Genomic DNA, 20,206 nt, shown 5'->3' on the forward strand with positions numbered 1-20,206 from the left:
CATGTTTAAACTATCAAAATAGGTAAGGTTATTTATTAAACATATCATATAACGCCGAATTTCGCTTAAAGACCACACAATTTGTTAACGTAATGTTATGGGTGTCATAGTCTTAATAAATTTTAATCTCTCAATTTTTGTCTAAGAAGGATTTAATAGCTGGGGGATAACTGTGTAAGGATAATATCTATGAATAATAAACAATCTGACTTACTTAATAACATTATGAACGCCGATCGCTATTTTTCTGAGCCGGTCATGCCGCCTTTTCCACAAGCTTTAACGGTAAATTCATTACTTTCTCAAAATATAAAAGACACAGAAGGATTAGTTCAATTTATTATTGCCTCTCCTAAACCTTTAAAGTCCATAGAAATAAACAAAATGGCACAACTTAAAAATATCCAAATGGGCCTTATTTCTATTATGGCAAACCACCTTTCCGCATTAAAAAAAGAGGATAACGACGCCTATTATTGCCCTGAGCATTGGTTAAACACATTAAATCATCTTCCCCTTTTGGGACAAAACAAAGTCGAAACAAAAAAGCTTCATAAACAGACATTTGATTTTTCTATTGCTCAAGCTTTTATTCAGTTGTTACTTGGCGCAACGATTAATACCACATCCCCCGCATTAAGCGAGTTTGTTGATTTTTTACGTAGCCAAGGGCAACAAATCGAAATTGGCTTACGCAAATCATTAGATAGCTATCAAACCATTACAATTGCAGGAGTCACAGAGATATTGAATCATAATAATCACCTTATTTTTATCCCAAAATTAAAAATATTGAGCTTACGTTTTTCATATCAATCAGCAAAAATGTTACTTGCCAGTTGTATTGGCCGTAAATTCACGATTTCTTTAGAATACACCTCTATTACCTCTATTTTTGATGCTAGTGCACTGGATGAACCACTGATTAATCAGCAGTTTTATGATTTTTTAAATAAGTATCGTCAACTCAGTATTGCAAAATCTGATGCTTTTTTTAGTGGGGATTTTTATTTGAAGTGAAAAAGAACAATATGTTGGCTTTAGAATATGCTTGAAGGCGGGAAAACCCCGCCTTTCAGTATGTTAGACTAACGGTAATTCTATATCTTTAAATAAGGCTTCAATTTCATCGTTAGATCGTAATGCGCTGGCCTGCTCAATTAAATTGCGAGTAAGATGAGGCGCAAAACGCCACATAAAATCATACATATAGCCACGTAAAAAACCACTACGGCGAAATGCAATTTTAGTGGTGCTGTAGCTAAATTTATCACGCATATCAATGGCAACTAAATCGCTATCAAGCACAGGATCAAACGCCATGCTGGCAATCACACCAATACCTAAATGCAGTCTCACGTAGGTCTTAATAACATCTGCATCCGTTGCTGTGAAAACAATTTTAGGCTTTAGCCCTACTTTACCAAAAGCATCATCAAGATCAGAACGCCCTGTAAAACCTTGGGTATAGGTTACGATATCGTAATTAGCCAGCTCTTTAAGCGTCACTTCTCGTTTTTGTGCTAAGGGGTGATCTTTCGATACCACCACAATACGATTCCAGCGATAACAAGGAAGCATCACTAAATCGTTATAAAGATGCAGTGATTCTGTCGCGATAGCAAAATCACTTTTACCTCTGCATACATCTTCGGCAATTTGTGTTGGCGAACCTTGGTTCATATGCAATGAAACATCAGGATAACGTTCAATAAATCCTTTTATCACAGGCGGTAAGACATAACGTGCTTGTGTATGTGTTGTGGCGATAGACAGTGAGCCCCTATCAGGATAAGTGTGCTCACCTGCGGCTGAGCGAATCGCTTCTGTTTTTGATAAAATTTCACGAGACAGCCTGACAATCTCTTCACCGGCAGGTGTCACGTGCGTTAAATGCTTACCACTACGCGAAAATACTTGTATCCCTAACTCATCTTCTAACATGCGAATTTGTTTACTTATTCCCGGTTGAGATGTATACAAACGCTCTGCGGTAGTTGATACATTTAAATCGTTATTCACTACTTCAACGATATAACGTAACTGCTGTAATTTCATAGAGAGGCTATCCCTTCAACAAAAGACTTATTATTCTGTTATTCTATTTATATTCATATAACTAAAAAGAATAATAAAGATGTAATATATAACCACTATATCACTTATTTCATTTCGGTCTAACGTAATTCATAGGGTTATTTAGGTTTTGTTATATCTAATTGTTATAAGCTATACATTAAGTATAAAAAAAGCTGACTTAAAGTCAGCTTATATTTAAGAATACTCTGGCATTACATTATTTAATAACACCACATGCCATTCTTGCACCACCACCACCTAGGGCTTCTGGATTATCAGAATAGTTATCGCCACCAACATGAACCATAATCGCTTTATCCTTCACTTGCTCAAGCTTAGTGAGTTTAGGTGCTAATACGGCGTAATCAGCAATACCTTTATCGTTAACAACCAATCCTGGTAAGTCACCAAGATGTCCTTCTTTATTATAAGGCCCCAAGTGAACACCTTTATTTTCAGGATCTAAATGTCCACCCGCTTTTAAAGCAGGAACAGGTTTTCCCTCTTTTATATCAGGCTCACAAGAACCATTCGCATGAAGGTGAAAACCATGAACACCAGGCGTTAAACCTGTTAGTTTCGGCGTAAATAACAGCCCGTAGTCAGTTTCAGTGATAGTGACAACACCAATATCGTTGCCTGCACCGGTAGGAAGCGCTTCTTTTAACGTGACATCTAATGTTGCAGCACTTGCAACAGACGTAAAGAGTAAGCCAGATAGTAACCAAGGCGTCAGTTTCATAGTATCTCCGTCTTATTATTAACAAAGTAAAATATTAGACAAATAGAAATTAACCATTAATACTGTTTCAATGTACGCTAATAGCATATCTTCTTGATGCAAAAAAAGCGACTAACTCACATTAGTCGCTTTTCTTATCACACCATGTCAATGTTATTTGGTTTTTTCAACCCACTTACCATCAACATAAAATGCAGACCAGCCTGTTGCTTTGCCTTCTTTCTCAGAAGAAACATATTGTTGTTTAGTCTTACGACTAAAACGTACAATCGTTGGATTACCGTCAGGATCAGCCACTGGCGCTTCAGCTAAATAACGCATTTTTTCAGCTAAGCGATCTTTGAAGCGAACTAACTCTTCTACTTTGGGTGCGCGTGTTTCCCTTGATTTAGGGAACGTGTTTGCGGCTAAGAATACACCTGCTGCACCGTCACGTAATACAAAGTATGCATCTGATTTTTCACACAGTAATTCAGGAAGTGGAACAGGATCTTCCTTTGGAGGTGCAATTTCACCGCTTTTTAAAATTTTTCGGGTATTTTTACACTCATCATTAGTACAACCCATGTATTTACCAAAACGCCCCATTTTTAGGCGCATTTCAGAACCACATTTATCACACTCAATGACAGGCCCTTCATAACCTTTTAAGCGGAATTCACCTTCTTCGACATCATAACCATCACATGCTGGATTATTACCACAAACATGTAATTTACGATGTGTATCGATAAGGTAGCTGTCCATTGCAGTCCCACATTTCGGGCAACGGCGACGTGCTCGTAATGCATTAGTCTCTGCATCTTCCCCTTCAAGAATATTCAGCAATTCATCTTCAGGGATAAGGTTTATCGTTTGTTTACAACGCTCTTTAGGTGGCAATGCATAACCAGAACATCCTAAGAATACTCCCGTTGTTGCCGTTCTAATTCCCATATGACGGGAACATGTCGGACACTCAATAGAGGTAATTACCATCGGATTTGGTCGCATACCGCCTTCTTCGGGATCTTTTTCAGCAACACTTAATTGCTGACTAAAATCAGTGAAAAATGCGTCTAATACCGATTTCCAGTTCTCTTCTTTATTAGCAACATGGTCGAGGTGATCTTCCATTTGCGCAGTAAAATCGTAATTCATTAAATCGCTAAAATTCTCTTCTAAGCGATCAGTAACAATTTCACCCATTTTTTCAGCATAAAAACGACGGTTTTCAACTTTTACGTAGCCACGATCTTGAATAGTCGAAATGATCGAAGCATAAGTTGAAGGACGACCAATACCCCGTTTTTCTAATTCTTTAACTAATGTTGCTTCACTAAAACGTGCTGGTGGCTTGGTAAAGTGCTGAGTAGGTTCTAACTCAGCTAACGCGAGTTTTGCGCCTACATCAACAGCAGGTAAGGTTTTATCCTCATCTTTATTGCGCATCGCAGGCATGACTTTCGTCCAACCAGCAAAACGTAACGTACGGCCTTTAGCTCGTAATTTATAATCTCCTGATTCAACCGTTAATGTTGTTGAATCATATTTTGCTGGTGTCATTTGACAAGCAACAAATTGATTCCAAATCAGTTGATATAAACGTTTAGCATCGTTATCCATATCTTTTAAAGATTCAGAGATAACATTGATATCGGAAGGACGAATAGCTTCGTGCGCTTCTTGAGAGTTCTCTTTGTTCGAATAAACGTTTGGCTCTTTAGGTAAATACTTCGCCCCAAACTGCTCATGAATATAATCACGCGCCATTTGAATTGCATCCTGACTTAAGTTAGTCGAGTCAGTACGCATATAGGTAATATAACCTGCTTCATAAAGGCGTTGAGCTAACATCATTGTCTTTTTCACACCAAAGCTTAAGCGCGTACTTGCCGCTTGCTGTAAAGTTGATGTGATAAGAGGAGCACTGGGTTTACTTGATGTTGGTCTGTCTTCACGATCTTTAACCGTGAAAGTTGCATTTTTTAATGCGTTAACTGCAACATGAGTTTCATCAGATGAAACTGGATTGAAGCTTTTATCATTATAATGCGTGACTTCCATACGCAAAGTTTGTTCATCTGGCGTTAGCAATGATGCGTGTAATTGCCAATATTCTTCAGGAACAAAGGCTTTTATTTCACGTTCACGCTCAACCAAAAGACGAACAGCAACAGATTGCACACGGCCAGCAGATAAACCACGAGCAACTTTTTTCCAAAGCAAAGGTGAAACCATATAGCCCACAACACGATCCATAAAACGACGTGCTTGTTGCGCGTTAACGCGATCTATATTGAGCTCACCGGGTGTTTGGAATGCTTGTGTAATCGCATTTTTAGTGATTTCGTTAAAAACTACTCGACTAAATCTTTCATCATCACCGCCGATAACTTCGCGTAAATGCCACGCGATAGCTTCTCCTTCGCGGTCAAGGTCCGTTGCGAGATAGATATGATCAGCTTTCTCAGCCAATGCTTTTAGTTCAGCCACAACTTTTTCTTTGCCAGGTAGAATTTGATAATTCGCATTCCACCCATTGTAGGGATCAACTCCCATACGGCTGACTAAGGCTGATTTCTCATCCTTTTTAACTTTTTTTACGCCTTTCGTGGCGGATGAGGTTTCGCTCTTCTGGCTGCCAGAACCACTCTTGGGCAAATCACGAATGTGACCCACGCTAGATTTAACCACGTAGTCATTGCCAAGATATTTATTGATCGTTTTGGCTTTAGCCGGGGACTCCACGATAACAAGAGCTTTACCCATAATTACCTTTACCTAATTAAACTTTGTTATGACGGTATTGTTTAATACCCTCAACTAAAAAAATGTTTAAAATCTCTTTTTTATATTGCGTTAGTTTTGCAATATATCAACCTGTTTTTATTCAAAGCTTTTGTTCGAGCTCAAAACTCGTTACTTTTTTTGAGGTATTTTAATCACCTCACTGCTTTAATCGGGTAACAGGCACATCCTATTTGCTACATATAGAGTAGCTAAGGTTTTAAAAATGCCACACTCTACCTGATAAAAAGTGATGCGCAACAAATTATTTTTCTAAGGAGCACAAATTATGTCAACACAAACTACACCTATTACCACTGAGATGCTACTTGAAAAAGCGAATGAAATCATACGTGAACATGAAGATTATTTACAAGGCATGCGTGCTGACTCAGTCGAGCAAAAAGGAAATGTCCTCGTATTTAAAGGTGAATTTTTTTTAGATGAGCAGGGTTTGCCTACCGCAAAAAGCACTGCAGCGTTTAACATGTTTAAACATTTAGCTCATGTCCTCTCTGATAAATACCATTTAGCATAAGTGGCTTTAGGAATTATTTTGTATTTATGACAAGATTTAATTTTCTAATCATTAATCGATAATCCAAAAAAAGATCTGACATGCCAGTTATTGCAGTTTTACAATCACAATGACTGGCATAATTAATCAAATTCAAAGAATAAAAAATCAATTAAAGATAAGCGAATTTATTTTCTTTTATCTTAATTTTAAGATTACACCTACCTATCAATACAATCAGTAATATCAATTATTTTTATTTTACTTTTATCGCTATATTACTGTTTCCTAGAAAGAGGAAAGCGTTACCCTGTTGTTGTTAATTAATATCAATTATCTCTTTGATAGCCAGTGAGTCATTCACTGGCTTTTTTTATTCTCATTAAGATAATATTTTCTTGGAACAAATCGTTAAGATCGCCGACAGGCAAAGAGAATAATTATTGATTGGCAGAAAAGACGTGAGGTAACGATACTCAGTAATAAGGTTCAAATACTCAGTATCGCTAATATGGTTTTTTTAGTTTCTACTCATTACAGCAATGGTTTTTTACTTCGTTGTACCCAACGCATCATCAGTTTATCAACACTTTCCATTGCGCCACCTGTAACACGCTCAACCATTTTCTTTTTGATAACATATTGAACAGAGAATACTTCGAAGTCGTTAATATGATTGATTAACCAATCATCGCTTACACCCACTTCATCAATTAGGCCTTTATTCAACGCTTCTGTGCCGTACCAATATTCTCCAGTTGCAACACTATCGATATCAAGTTGGGGGCGATATTTATGTACAAAAGCTTTAAATAATAGATGAGTTTCATTTAAATCTTGTTTAAATTTCTCACGACCTTCTTCTGTGTTTTCGCCCAATAAAGTTAATGTACGCTTATATTCACCCGCAGTATGTAACTCGACATCGATATCATTTTTCTTCAATAATCGATGAATATTCGGAATTTGAGCGACAACGCCAATCGAACCAATAATAGAAAAAGGTGCAGCAACAATTTTATCCGCAACACAAGCCATCATATAACCACCACTTGCCGCTACTTTATCGACAACGGCCGTCAGCTTAATACCCTTTTCTTTTAATCGCGTTAATTGAGCGGCTGCTAATCCATATCCATGAACCATGCCCCCAGGACTTTCTAAACGCAGTAAAACTTCATCGCCCGTTTGGGCAACAGAAAGAATAGCACTGATTTCTTCGCGTAATGCACCCACTTCGTGGGCATCCATACTACCGTTGAAATCAAGGACATACAAACACGGTTTTATAACCCCCTTTTTACCTTCCTTCGCATTGTTTTTACTTTGTTTATTTTCTTTTTTCTGCTGTTTTTTAAACGCTTTATACCAGACTTTTAACTCAGCATCGTCCATTCTCGCTTGCTGCATTACTCGCTGTTTTTCTTCGTAAGCTTCAGCAAGATCGGTTACTTTTAAGGTGCCTTTTCGATTTTGTTTTTTATTTCCAATTACGATAAAAAACAACACAATAGCGATGATAGCCACGACAACCGTGGCAATCTCTGCTAAAAATAATCCATATTGCAAAATATACTCCACAAAGACCTCTTTTTAAGGTTAATAACACTGACTAAAATCAATATGCCTAGTTTAACGAAATTCTGCTTTAGCGCCAGCAACAAAGGCATGATTATGCGTAATACCATAAAGAAAACAGTGATAAAGTGTAAACAAAAAAACAGACTAAACTAGTCGCTAGACAAATAAGACGTTACACTTTATTTACTTTTTACTAGACAGGATATCAATATGTTGCAATATCAACCCGATCATAGCGTGCTAAAAGATAAAATTATTCTAGTAACAGGTGCTGGTGATGGCATTGGAAAAGAAGCGGCACTGACTTATGCACAATATGGTGCGACACTTATCTTATTAGGCCGCACGCTATCAAAACTTGAAGATGTTCAAGAAGAAATCATCATATCAGGTGGACAACAACCTATGTTATACCCACTTGATTTGCTCACCGCGACAGAAAATGATTTTCAGCAATTTGCTGATACACTCGTTAAGCGCTTTCCTCATCTTGATGGTGTATTACAAAATGCCGGCTTATTAGGTGTTGTCGAGCCTATTATTAATCAGCCAAGTAACCTTTGGCATGATGTTATGCAAGTAAACGTTAATGCGACATTTATGCTCACAAAGGCGCTATTACCTTTAATGCTAAAAGCACCTCATGCAAGCCTTATTCTTACTACATCAAGCGTGGGTCGCCAAGGTCGTTATGGCTGGGGAGCTTATTCTGTGTCTAAATTTGCCACAGAAGGCTTTATGCAAGTACTTAATGAAGAATATAACGACAGTACCTTACGCATTAACTGTATTAATCCTGGTGGTACTCGTACCTCAATGAGAGCCAGCGCATTCCCTGATGAGAATGCACAAAAACTAAAAACACCTAAAGATTTGATGCCGTTGTATCTCTATCTTATGAGTGATGACAGTATTGATGTGAAAGGACAATCTTTAGACGCTCAACCGGGGCGTAAAGCAGGCCCTGCTGAATAATGTAATTTATATTTGAGGTAGCAAAATGAGTGACGCACAACACCAAAAACGCCAGCAACGTTTAAAAGAGAAAGTAGATACTCGAATTGAACAAGCTCAACGAGAGCAAGGTATTTTGATGATCTTTACCGGAAATGGTAAAGGAAAAACAACGGCAGCGATGGGAACGGCAACACGCGCAGTAGGTCATCAAAAAAAGGTCGGTGTTGTGCAGTTTATTAAGGGGACTTGGGAAAATGGCGAACGAAATCTATTGGAACAAGCAGGCGTACCATTTTATGTTATGGAAACTGGCTTTACGTGGGAAACTCAAGATAAAAGTACAGATACTGCGGCCTGTTTAAATACATGGCAATATGCACTTAAACTGCTTAATGACCCAGAATACGATCTGGTTATTCTTGATGAAATTACCTATATGATCAGCTTTAATTATTTGCCATTAGATGAGGTAATTTCTGCTATTCGTTCTCGTCCCGCACACCAAAATCTAATTATTACAGGAAGAGGCTGTCATAGAAAATTAATTGAGTTAGCTGATACGGTAACAGAAATGCGTCCTATCAAACACGCATTTGATAGTGGGATCAAGGCACAAAAAGGTATAGATTGGTAATAATGATTTACTCACTTTTGTTATTGTTTACTATCAAAAATAAAAATGAATAGTTATTTATATTAAAACAGGTTCACTTAATATACCTGCGCCAAATATACGCCCGGTTTCATTTATTAACTGAAAGTAAGCTTCTTTATCATCAAGTATATCATTTTGTATTTGTTGGCTATAAACCATTGCCATAACCATAATATGTAAATGATATTCATTATAGTAATTTTGCTTTTCGTTGGGATCCCGCGAAGTCAAATAGGAGTTAGTAATTTTATAAATATTTTTTGCTTCTTTCAGCAATTCACTATTATTAAATTCAATACGACTTAATGTAGGAATAAAATCATCAGTTCGAGTATTTTCATCATTTATCCAATTGTATTTATTTTTTCCTTTATCAGAATCTAATAAATTACCCCCTGAATAGACTTGAATACCATCAGGTTCTTGTGATAAAAAATCTTGAAATTCTATTTGGGAAAAACACTTAGTTAATACATTTCCTATTCCTTTGTTTTTCGAATCAGATAAATAAGTTGGTATAGATTCATTCAAAGGTACTTCACAGCGAAAGACATTATTATCTATAAATAACGCATCAGAACTATTTATAGCGCCATGAACAAGCTGACCACCAACCCAGACAGAATGGGTTGTTAGATAAAGGTGCTCATTGTTTGTCTCTGTAGAAAAAATAGAAGTAAAACTATAGTAGATATCTCTAGATGGATTAATTATTCCACCTCGATTATCTGGATAAACCATGAAGATTTTCTTTTTTCCTGTTGCATCAACTAATACATGCTTTCCATTTTCTAATTTTATTTTTTTTACTTCTCCCGTGTTAATCCAAAAAGCATTGTTATCAATCTGGAAGACTAGTGGTGTGTTTTTATTATTACTAATATAAAATACACCTGATTGTGAATTTACATTAATAGCCGGATCACAACCAGCAGTAAGAGAAGTTGCACATAATACTGTTGTTAAATAAAAAGAACGATGCATATTATCGCGTATACCTTATGGTAAAATATACAAATAAACATTAATGTAACAAAAATAACTTATCACCTTATTAATCTAATCATCATAGTTTTATTTATAAAAAAAAGAAAGCGATCAAAAAAAGAAGCACCCTAATTTTATGGGTGCCTCTTAATGCATAATGATAATTTAATTTAAAATAATAAATAATTATTCGATAACTATTTTTTATTTCCTGCAGATTGGCGACGACTTGTTGCTCTTTTCGCAGGTGATGTTGAAGTGCGTTCTGAGATTTTGGTATGACGTTTAACCGCACGACGAATTTGATTCGCTTTAATACGACGCTGGTCTTTTTCTACCGCAACTTTTGTCACTGTTTCATCATTTAATTCAACTAACTGGCGTAAGTAGTTAATTTGATTTAATCCAAGTTCAACCCAGCCACCACGAGGTAAGCCTTTTGGTAAATCAATATCGCCATAACGAACACGAATAAGACGACTAACCTGAACACCCACCGCTTCCCACATACGGCGAACCTCACGGTTACGACCTTCCGTCAGTGAAACGTTGTACCATTGGTTAATCCCTTCACCGCCACGATAAGAAACAGAACGGAATGACGCTGGACCATCTTCCAACTGTACACCGCGAGTTAATTGACGAATTTTTGCATCATCAATTTCACCAAAAACACGTACTGCATATTCACGTTCAACTTCACGACTTGGGTGCATTAAACGGTTTGCTAATTCGCCATCTGTTGTAAATAACAATAATCCACTGGTATTGACATCAAGACGACCCACTGCAATCCAGCGAGCACTATTAAGACGAGGAAGACGTTGGAAAACGGTAGGACGGCCTTGTGGATCACTGCGAGTACACAATTCACCTTCAGGTTTGTAGTAAGCCAGCACACGACAAACATCTTTTTGTGCTTCACGAATATTTAAAACACGGCCATCTAAGCGGATTTTTGCTGTTGTGGTGACATCGATACGATCACCTAATTTTGCTTTTGTACCATCAATACTAATACGTCCTTCTTGAAGGTAGCCTTCAATTTCACGACGAGAACCGTGACCAGAACGGGCAAGAATTTTTTGTAATTTTTCAGTATGTTGCGATTTATCGCTCATGAAACAACCTCATGTGTCGCCTTCACAGGCGTCATAAAAATAGAATTAATTTTTAAAAATCAATTAAGTAAAAATGGCCCATGTTTATTAAAATGATAAATAAACACAGGTTTATTGATTCAATAGTGAACAATGTTGATAGTTTTCATATCAACATTGTGATAAATAGTGTCGATAAAACAAAGGTGATGACATCGTGCCACTTAATTTGTGGCTTAAGGTTAACGAAAATGCTCGTTGCTATAACCGATTTTAAAAACGGACACCGTGATTTTTATCGCAATGTATAAATTTAACACAAGCAATAAATCCCTTCACCTTTTATCTCTTTATCTTGCGATAAATTCTTCACTATAGGTCTATTTCATCGACATTGAGTGCAATGAATTAAATCGCTTACTGAAATGGCGTAATATCACCCGTACCTTCACGCACAATGACTGGGCTATCTTCAGTTAAATCAATCACTGTTGTTGGTTTTTGTCCTAAGTAACCACCGTGGACCACTAAATCAACTTGTTTACTTAATAAGTCATTGATTTCTTCAGGATCAGACTCTGCAAAATCATTTCCAGGTAAAATCAAACTTGTTGACATCAGTGGTTCACCTATGTTTTCTAACAACGCTAATGCAATAGGGTTAGAAGGAACACGCAAGCCAATTGTTTTACGTTTATCATTCATCAAACGCTTAGGCACATCTTTAGTCGCTTTTAAGATAAAAGTGTAGTTACCTGGGGTATTATTTTTAATTAAACGAAATACCACATTATCAACATGAGCGTAAGTCGCAATTTCGGATAAATCACGACACATCAATGTAAAATTATGGTTTTTATCTAATTGGCGAATACGACAAATTCGCGTCATTGCATCTTTGTTTTCTAGACAACAGCCAATAGCATAGCCAGAATCTGTTGGATAAATCACCACTCCGCCTTTGCGTAAAATATCAGCACTTTGTTCAATTAAACGAGCCTGCGGGTTATCAGGGTGAATATAAAAAAGTTGGCTCATACATCCCTCAACGAATTTCTGATGTTACTCCTGCCATAGCGACCAAACTGGTTCAACGCCACCGGGTAACCATAAATTACGTCCCAACTCTATCCACGAGCAAGGACGATGAAAATCAGAACCTAACGAAGCTTTTAGCGCATAAAGTTGCGCTAATGCTGCGTGTTGTTCCCGTTCTTGTGGTGGTTGTTGGCATTGTGCCACTTCGATTGCATCACCACCTTGTTGTTTAAAGTAAAGCGTTAATCGTTTTAACCATTTAGAGGATAGACCATATCGACCTGGGTGTGCTAACACAGCAACTCCCCCCGCAGCATGAATCGCCGTGACAGCGTCACTAATTGAGCACCACTGTGGCGGTACGTAGCCTGTTTTGCCTTTCGCTAAGTAACGTTTAAACACTTTATTCACTGAAGCAACATGTCCGTCATTTACTAAAAAACGAGCAAAATGCCCTCGCGTTATTTGTCCACCCAATGCTAACGCCTTAGCGCCGTCAAATGCCTTTGGGATGCCCGCTTTTTCTAGCCGCTCACCTATCATTATCGCACGCGTTTCGCGACATTGGCTTTGTGATGAAAGTAGTGTTTTCATGGCGTTATGGTCGATATCAATATTCAATCCAACAATATGGATTTCTATATTCTCCCACAAAGTTGATATTTCGACACCTGATATCAGGGTAAGAGGTAGATTTTTTTCTGCAATGTAATGATTAGCTGAAGCAATTGCTGCAGTGGTATCGTGATCCGTTATTGCTAACACATTAATTTGACGCTCTATTGCCCTATCAACCAACTCTTCTGGTGAAAGCTCGCCATCTGACGCAGTAGTGTGGCTGTGTAAATCATAAATCACTCTTAAATCAGATAGCCCTTCAGTCATCACTTCTCCCTTTTCACCTTAGCAAGATAATAATTTTTAAAGAGTATGCCATAAAGTACTTGACGAACCTAACGCAATCCAGTTTACTAGTACGCAACACGAGCTAGTTCGCTCTCTATTTATCTGTCGTTAGCTGTAAGGAGATCTTATGAATATCAATCAACATCTTATCGCTCTTTGGTGGCGCAATACTCTTTTATGGGCGGTTTGATCTCCGACTTAACGTCAGTGATATCTAAAACCCGCCTATGCGGGTTTTTTTATGCATAAAAAACAGTAAATAAAGAAAATAATATAGAGCGATAACAATGAATACATCACTTGCATTCTCATTTAATATCAAGGCAACGCCACTGCCTTATCACAGCGAACCTACTTTGCTTTTCAATACATTATGTGAAGATCGTTATCACACATTATTGTTAGAATCTGCACAAGTTGATACTAAAGCAAATTTAAAAAGCTTATTAATTGTTGATAGTGCTTTGCGTATCAGTGCAGTAAAAAATCAAGTCACCATTGATGCATTAAGTATTAATGGTCAAGCGCTATTACCCGCTTTAAAAATCGCACTAAAAGAAAAAGCCGATTTAATGCTAGATAGCGATAACCAATGTGTTTTTACCTTTTCAGCCCCAACACAAGAGATTGATGAAGAAAGTAAATTAAAATCAGCCAGCGTATTTGATGCATTGCGCTTCTTTCTGGGTGATAAAAATACCAAAGATGCACATTTCATCTTTGTTGGCGGTTTATTTGCTTATGACTTAGTGAGTGGATTTGAGCCCATTCCTGAGTTAGAGAGTGTCTTTTCATGCCCGGATTACTGTTTTTATTTAGCTGAACAATTAATCGTGATCGACCATCAAAATCAAGATAGCCAGTTAGTTTCCATTGCATTTACTGATGATAAAACAGAATGTCAGCGCCTTTCTTCACGGCAAACACAACTGCTGGCATTGGCTAAGCTCCCCTTAAAACGTCCAGTACGCAAAACGTTAACAGCCAAAGAATCAACAATACACGGCAATATGGATGATAAAGGTTACGGCGATATTGTTGAGGCAATGAAAGCCTATATTCGTCGTGGTGATATTTTCCAAGTGGTTCCGTCTCGTCGTTTTCAGGTTGCTTGTCCTTCACCTCTTGCTGCTTATCAGGTGTTAAAAGAGAAAAATCCAAGTCCTTATTTGTTCTATATGCAAGATGCTTTATTTACTGTCTTTGGCGCATCACCAGAAAGTGCATTGAAATATCAAGCCAGTGATCGCCAAATTGAAATCTATCCCATTGCAGGAACTCGCCCTAGAGGACGTAATGCGGATGGTTCGATTAATGCAGATTTAGATAGTCGAATTGAACTTGAAATGCGCACTGATACCAAAGAACTTTCAGAGCACATAATGCTAGTCGATTTGGCCCGTAATGATTTAGCGCGTATTTGCCAAGCGGGTAGCCGTTATGTTGCAGAGTTAACAAAAGTTGATCGTTATGCTTTTGTGATGCACTTAGTCTCAAGAGTGGTTGGAAAATTACGTGATGATTTAGATATTTTCCATGCTTACCAAGCCTGTATGAATATGGGAACGCTTTCGGGAGCCCCTAAAGTCAGTGCCATGCAACTGATTGCACGTTATGAGAAAACCAAACGTGGCAGTTATGGTGGTGCCATTGGTTATTTCACGGGTGATGGTGATTTCGATACTTGCATAGTTATTCGCTCAGCCTATGTTGAAAATAATATTGCGACAATTCAAGTCGGTGCTGGAATTGTGCTCGATTCTGATCCAAAAATGGAAGCGGAAGAGACCCGCAATAAATCACAAGCGGTTATCAATGCCATTTTACAAGCTCATACCGATAATCAAATACAGGAGGCTTGCTAATGGCGACTATCTTACTTCTCGATAATATCGACTCTTTTACGTACAACCTTGTCGATCAGCTTCGTAGCCTTGGTAATAATGTCGTGATTTATCGCAATAGTGTCACTGCTGATTTTATTGAGCAAAAATTGCGTGAACTCGATAACCCTATTTTACTGTTATCTCCGGGGCCAGGCGCACCATCACAAGCAGGTTGCATGCCTGAACTGCTAAAACGAGTATTAGGCACATTACCTGTGATTGGTATTTGCTTAGGTCATCAAGCCATTATTGAAGCTTACGGTGGTAAAGTTTCTTCATGCGGAGAGATCTTACACGGCAAGGCAACATTAGCTGAACATGATAACAGCGAAATGTTTGTAAATTTACCTAACCCTTTACCCGTTGCTCGTTATCATTCGCTTTCAGGAGAACACGTCCCAGAACAACTTATTATCAATGCGTGGTGCGATAACACTGTTATGGCGGTGCGTCACCGTCAACATAAAACTTGTGGTTTTCAGTTTCACCCAGAATCAATTTTAACCACAAAAGGCGCACAACTTTTGGCACAAACAATCGCATGGGCATTAACACCTGAAGGAGACGCATAAAATGGACACTATCTTCAACAAATTATTTAGCGCACAACAGTTAACATTAGAAGAAAGCCAAACCCTGTTTAGTGCCATTATTCGCGGTGAATTAACAGAATCACAATTAGCCGCCGTTTTAATCAGCATGAAAATGCGCGGCGAACATCCACAGGAAATCGCGGGTGCTGCACGTGCATTACTTGAAAATGCCCTGCCATTTCCGCGCCCTGATTACACTTTCTGCGATATCGTAGGAACAGGGGGGGACGGTGCAAATAGCATTAATATTTCAACCGCAAGTGCATTCGTGGCGGCAGAAGTCGGTATTAAAGTTGCCAAACACGGCAACCGCAGTGTATCTAGCCGCTCTGGTTCTTCCGACTTATTAGCGGCATTTGGTATTCCGTTAGACCGAAGTGCTGATGATGCACGTCAATTACTCGATGAAGTGGGCTTATGCTTTTTATTTGCGCCTCAATATCACAGTGGTTTTCGTTTTGCAGCCCCTGTGCGCCAACAACTGAAAACACGCACCTTATTTAATGTATTAGGCCCTTTGATTAATCCTGCTCGCCCGCCATTAGCATTAATTGGTGTGTATAGCCCTGAATTATTGATGCCTATTGCAGATACACTAAAAGTATTGGGGTATGAACGTGCCGCCGTAGTACACAGTGGTGGTATGGATGAAGTGTCGTTACATGCGCCCACTCAAGTTGCTGAGTTACGTAATGGTGAAATTACACGTTATGAACTCACACCCAGTGATTTTGGTCTTCGCCCTTGTGCAATGGCTGATTTGGAAGGTGGGACACCTGAAGTTAACCGTCAATTATTGGCGGACTTACTACAAGGTGAAGGAAAAAGAGCACATACCGAATCAGTCGCCGCTAATGTCGCTTTATTAATGCGTTTACATGGGCAAGAAGATTTAAAAATAAATACTGAAGTTGCTATGCACGCCATTTATAGCGGTAAAGCAATAAATCGTGTCACTGCATTAGCGGCAAGAGGATAAAAACATGACTGTATTAAACGCCATTGTAAAAGATAAAGCTGAATATCTGATTGCACGTAAAGCAAACCAACCGTTATCAGAATTTGTGCATCAGTTAGTGCCTTCAACGCGATCGTTTTATCAGGCATTAACACAGCCTAATACTGTTTTTATTTTAGAGTGTAAAAAAGCATCACCCTCAAAAGGATTAATTCGCGCTGATTTTGATCCCGTTACCATTGCAAAAATTTATCAGCCTTATGCGGCGGCAATCTCAGTATTAACCGATGAAAAGTATTTTCAAGGGAGCTTCGATTATGTACGTCAAGTCAGCCAAGCCGTACATCAGCCCATTTTGTGCAAAGATTTTATTATTGATGAATACCAAATCTATTTAGCACGTTTTTATCAAGCAGATGCCATTTTATTAATGCTCTCTGTCTTAAATGATGATCAATATCGTGCACTGTCGGCAGTTGCTCATCAATTAAATATGGGCGTATTAACCGAAGTCAGCACAGAAGAAGAGCGCCAACGGGCAATTAAGCTTGATGCCAGAGTTATTGGTATTAATAATCGCGATTTGCGTGATCTCTCTATTGATTTAGCGCGTACTCAGCAATTAAGCCAAGGATTACCTAGAGATGCAATCGTGATCAGCGAGTCTGGTATTCATACCCACCAGCAAGTCCAAGAGTTAAGCCAATATGCTAATGGTTTTCTGGTAGGTAGCGCCTTAATGTCACAAGACAATATTGACCAAGCGGTAAGAGCACTCGTTTTTGGAAAGCATAAAGTGTGCGGATTAACGCGTACACAAGATGTAAAAGCGGTTTATCAAGCCGGTGCTTATTATGCAGGATTGATTTTTGCAGAAAAATCCCCGCGTAAAGTGACATTGTCACAAGCACAGGAGTTGATAACACAAGCCCCTTTAGCGTTTGTAGGTGTTTTTCAAAATCAACCCATTACACTTATTTGTGAGTATGCTGAAAAACTTAATTTATCTGCTATTCAATTGCATGGGCAAGAAGATGCTCAGTTTATTGAGCAACTTAGACAAAAAATTCAACCTAGCTGTGAGATTTGGCAAGCAATAAATATGGCAATCCACAGTGATATTTCTCCCGTTTCACACGTTAATAAATATGTACTTGATAACGGTAAAGGCGGAACAGGAACAACGTTTAATTGGCAAAAAATTCCAAATACATTACGCGAAAAAGCATTACTTGCAGGCGGCCTTAACAGTGAAAATTGCTTAGATGCCGTTAAAACAGGCTGTATCGGGCTTGATTTTAACTCTGGCGTAGAATCCGCCCCAGGCATAAAAGATGCACAACGTCTAAACCAAGTCTTTGCACAATTACAGCGAAACTACATTTCATAAAGATAAAATTTTAAACAGGATGACATCACAATGAGAAAACTTAACCCCTACTTTGGCGAATTTGGTGGCCAATATGTACCTGAAATCTTAATTCCTGCATTGGATCAACTCGAACAAGCTTTTATTGATGCACAAAACGATCCTTCATTTCAGCAAGAATTCCAAGATTTATTAAAAAATTATGCAGGTAGACCAACGGCATTAACGCTTTGCCGTAATTTAACAGAAGGCACGCGAACTCGTTTATACCTAAAGCGCGAAGATTTACTGCATGGTGGCGCTCATAAAACTAACCAAGTCTTAGGTCAAGCATTACTGGCAAAACGTATGGGCAAAACCGAAATAATTGCAGAAACGGGCGCGGGTCAACATGGTGTGGCCACTGCTTTAGCCTGTGCACTACTTAATATGAAATGTCGTGTTTATATGGGTGCAAAAGACGTTGAACGTCAATCCCCTAACGTTTTTCGTATGCGTTTAATGGGTGCTGAAGTTATTCCCGTTCATAGTGGTTCATCTACCTTAAAAGATGCCTGTAATGAGGCATTACGCGACTGGTCTGGTTGTTACGACCGTGCTCACTATTTACTAGGAACCGCCGCAGGCCCTCACCCTTACCCAACAATTGTACGTGAATTCCAACGTATGATTGGTGATGAAGCTAAAGCGCAGATCCTAGATCGTGAAGGTCGTCTACCCGATGCAGCTATTGCTTGTATTGGTGGTGGTTCAAATGCCATCGGGTTATTTGCTTCATTTATTCCTGAAACATCAGTACAACTGATTGGTGTTGAACCTGCGGGGAAAGGTATTGAAACAGGTGAACATGGCGCCCCCCTCAAACACGGTAAATTAGGGATCTATTTTGGGATGAAATCCCCCATTATGCAAACGGATGAAGGACAAATTGAAGAATCTTATTCCATTTCTGCGGGTCTTGATTTTCCATCTGTAGGGCCACAACACGCACATTTAAATAGCATTGGACGTGCCGATTATGTATCTGTTACAGATGATGAAGCAATAGAAGCATTTAAAGCACTTTCTCGCCGTGAAGGAATTATTCCAGCATTAGAATCTTCTCATGCTCTAGCTTACGCACTTAAATTAATTGCACAAAATCCAGACAAAGAACAATTACTGATTGTGAACTTATCAGGCCGTGGCGATAAAGACATTTTTACTGTAAACGATATTTTAGCAGCAAGAGGAGAAATCTAATGAGCCGTTATCAAAACTGCTTTAATGCATTAGCACAAAAACAACAAGGTGCATTTGTTCCCTTTGTAACATTAGGTGATCCTTCTCCTGAGCTGTCATTACGCATTATTGATGCCTTAATTGAAGGTGGCGCAGATGCATTAGAAATTGGTATTCCATTTTCCGATCCCCTTGCCGATGGCCCAACTATTCAAGGCGCTAACTTACGGGCGCTTGATGTCGGTGTAACCCCCACTGATTGCTTTGCTCTTTTAACCAATGTACGTAAAAAACACCCTAATATTCCGATTGGATTATTAGTTTATGCCAACCTTGTATTTAGTAATGGCATTGACAATTTTTATAGTAAATGCGAGCAAGCAGGTGTGGATTCCGTCTTAATTGGTGATGTACCTTTGCGTGAATCAAAAGAATTTCGTGAAGCAGCACAAAGAGCCAATATCAGCCCTATCTTTATTTGCCCACCTAATGCTGATGATGAGCTTTTACAAGAATTAGCCACCTCAGGCAAAGGTTATACCTATTTACTCTCAAGAGCCGGTGTAACGGGTACAGATAAACGTGCTGAACAATCACTGACGCATCTTACTGACAAACTAAAAACGCATAATGCACCACCTGCATTACAAGGGTTTGGTATTTCAGAACCTAAACAAGTCAAAGAAGCAATTGCCAATGGCGCCGCTGGGGCAATTTCAGGCTCTGCGGTAGTTCAAATTATTGAGAAAAATCTCCATCAGCCTGAAGTGATGCTAAAAGCACTCACTCAGTTTGTTAAAGAAATGAAAGCGGCTACACTCTCTTAACTATCGTAATCAATCCGCTTT

Annotated in this window: 18 protein-coding genes; 10 read left to right on the forward strand and 8 right to left on the reverse strand. The window is 38.6% G+C overall.

The window, feature by feature from the left end; all coding sequences use genetic code 11:
* Window positions 1-189 precede the first annotated feature (189 nt).
* Complete coding sequence (locus INT39_RS01715) at window positions 190-1,020, forward strand: hypothetical protein (protein WP_193017254.1); 831 nt, start codon at window positions 190-192, stop codon at window positions 1,018-1,020.
* Window positions 1,021-1,083: 63 nt separating this feature from the next.
* On the opposite strand, the gene cysB is transcribed toward INT39_RS01715, so the two are convergent.
* The 3 genes from cysB to topA form a co-directional block, all read right to left on the reverse strand.
* Window positions 1,084-2,058, reverse strand: coding sequence for an HTH-type transcriptional regulator CysB (cysB, locus tag INT39_RS01720; RefSeq protein ID WP_193017255.1), 975 nt, complete (start codon window positions 2,056-2,058; stop codon window positions 1,084-1,086).
* 238 nt (window positions 2,059-2,296) lie between these two features.
* Window positions 2,297-2,821 carry a superoxide dismutase family protein gene (gene sodC / locus INT39_RS01725; protein ID WP_193017256.1) on the reverse strand — a complete coding sequence of 175 codons (525 nt, stop codon included), beginning with the start codon at window positions 2,819-2,821 and terminating at the stop codon, window positions 2,297-2,299.
* A gap of 153 nt (window positions 2,822-2,974) precedes the next feature.
* Complete coding sequence (gene topA, locus INT39_RS01730; RefSeq protein ID WP_193017257.1) at window positions 2,975-5,572, reverse strand: type I DNA topoisomerase; 2,598 nt, start codon at window positions 5,570-5,572, stop codon at window positions 2,975-2,977.
* A gap of 307 nt (window positions 5,573-5,879) precedes the next feature.
* Between topA and INT39_RS01735 the strand changes: the two genes are divergently transcribed.
* Window positions 5,880-6,128, forward strand: coding sequence for a YciN family protein (locus INT39_RS01735; protein WP_193017258.1), 249 nt, complete (start codon window positions 5,880-5,882; stop codon window positions 6,126-6,128).
* A 513-nt stretch (window positions 6,129-6,641) separates the two neighbouring features.
* Here INT39_RS01735 and sohB read toward each other — a convergent pair.
* Window positions 6,642-7,688: a protease SohB gene (gene sohB, locus INT39_RS01740; RefSeq protein ID WP_193017259.1), complete on the reverse strand. Its 1,047-nt coding sequence runs from the start codon at window positions 7,686-7,688 to the stop codon at window positions 6,642-6,644.
* Between the two features lie 210 nt (window positions 7,689-7,898).
* Between sohB and INT39_RS01745 the strand changes: the two genes are divergently transcribed.
* Entirely contained in the window at window positions 7,899-8,663 is a 765-nt protein-coding gene (locus INT39_RS01745) for a YciK family oxidoreductase (protein WP_226944462.1), read from the forward strand.
* A gap of 25 nt (window positions 8,664-8,688) precedes the next feature.
* Window positions 8,689-9,279: a cob(I)yrinic acid a,c-diamide adenosyltransferase gene (gene cobO, locus INT39_RS01750; RefSeq protein WP_193017260.1), complete on the forward strand. Its 591-nt coding sequence runs from the start codon at window positions 8,689-8,691 to the stop codon at window positions 9,277-9,279.
* A gap of 57 nt (window positions 9,280-9,336) precedes the next feature.
* On the opposite strand, the gene INT39_RS01755 is transcribed toward cobO, so the two are convergent.
* The 4 genes from INT39_RS01755 to rnm form a co-directional block, all read right to left on the reverse strand.
* Window positions 9,337-10,284 (reverse strand): hypothetical protein, encoded by a 948-nt coding sequence (locus tag INT39_RS01755; protein WP_193017261.1) that lies wholly within the window; start codon window positions 10,282-10,284, stop codon window positions 9,337-9,339.
* Window positions 10,285-10,484: 200 nt separating this feature from the next.
* Window positions 10,485-11,408, reverse strand: a complete 924-nt coding sequence (gene rluB, locus INT39_RS01760; RefSeq protein WP_193017262.1) for a 23S rRNA pseudouridine(2605) synthase RluB — start codon at window positions 11,406-11,408, stop codon at window positions 10,485-10,487.
* Window positions 11,409-11,804: 396 nt separating this feature from the next.
* Window positions 11,805-12,425, reverse strand: coding sequence for an L-threonylcarbamoyladenylate synthase (locus tag INT39_RS01765; RefSeq protein WP_193017263.1), 621 nt, complete (start codon window positions 12,423-12,425; stop codon window positions 11,805-11,807).
* A 24-nt stretch (window positions 12,426-12,449) separates the two neighbouring features.
* Window positions 12,450-13,310 carry an RNase RNM gene (gene rnm, locus INT39_RS01770; protein WP_193017264.1) on the reverse strand — a complete coding sequence of 287 codons (861 nt, stop codon included), beginning with the start codon at window positions 13,308-13,310 and terminating at the stop codon, window positions 12,450-12,452.
* Window positions 13,311-13,618: 308 nt separating this feature from the next.
* Here rnm and INT39_RS01775 point away from each other — a divergent pair, with 308 nt between their 5' ends.
* From INT39_RS01775 to trpA, 6 genes are read left to right on the forward strand one after another with little or no spacing between them, the layout of a single operon-like run.
* A complete protein-coding gene (locus INT39_RS01775) occupies window positions 13,619-15,196 on the forward strand; it encodes an anthranilate synthase component 1 (RefSeq protein WP_193017265.1) in 1,578 nt (525 codons plus the stop codon).
* Window positions 15,196-15,789 (forward strand): aminodeoxychorismate/anthranilate synthase component II, encoded by a 594-nt coding sequence (locus INT39_RS01780; protein ID WP_193017266.1) that lies wholly within the window; start codon window positions 15,196-15,198, stop codon window positions 15,787-15,789. Before INT39_RS01775 ends, INT39_RS01780 begins: the two co-directional genes overlap by 1 nt.
* Before the next feature lies 1 nt (window position 15,790).
* Window positions 15,791-16,789, forward strand: a complete 999-nt coding sequence (gene trpD, locus INT39_RS01785; protein WP_193017267.1) for an anthranilate phosphoribosyltransferase — start codon at window positions 15,791-15,793, stop codon at window positions 16,787-16,789.
* 4 nt (window positions 16,790-16,793) lie between these two features.
* Window positions 16,794-18,158: a bifunctional indole-3-glycerol-phosphate synthase TrpC/phosphoribosylanthranilate isomerase TrpF gene (gene trpCF / locus INT39_RS01790; RefSeq protein WP_193017268.1), complete on the forward strand. Its 1,365-nt coding sequence runs from the start codon at window positions 16,794-16,796 to the stop codon at window positions 18,156-18,158.
* Between the two features lie 30 nt (window positions 18,159-18,188).
* Window positions 18,189-19,379 (forward strand): tryptophan synthase subunit beta, encoded by a 1,191-nt coding sequence (trpB, locus tag INT39_RS01795; RefSeq protein ID WP_193017269.1) that lies wholly within the window; start codon window positions 18,189-18,191, stop codon window positions 19,377-19,379.
* Entirely contained in the window at window positions 19,379-20,185 is an 807-nt protein-coding gene (trpA, locus tag INT39_RS01800) for a tryptophan synthase subunit alpha (RefSeq protein WP_193017270.1), read from the forward strand. Before trpB ends, trpA begins: the two co-directional genes overlap by 1 nt.
* Window positions 20,186-20,206 lie beyond the last annotated feature (21 nt).

It is taken from the genome of Pseudomonas sp. FME51 (assembly GCF_014897305.1).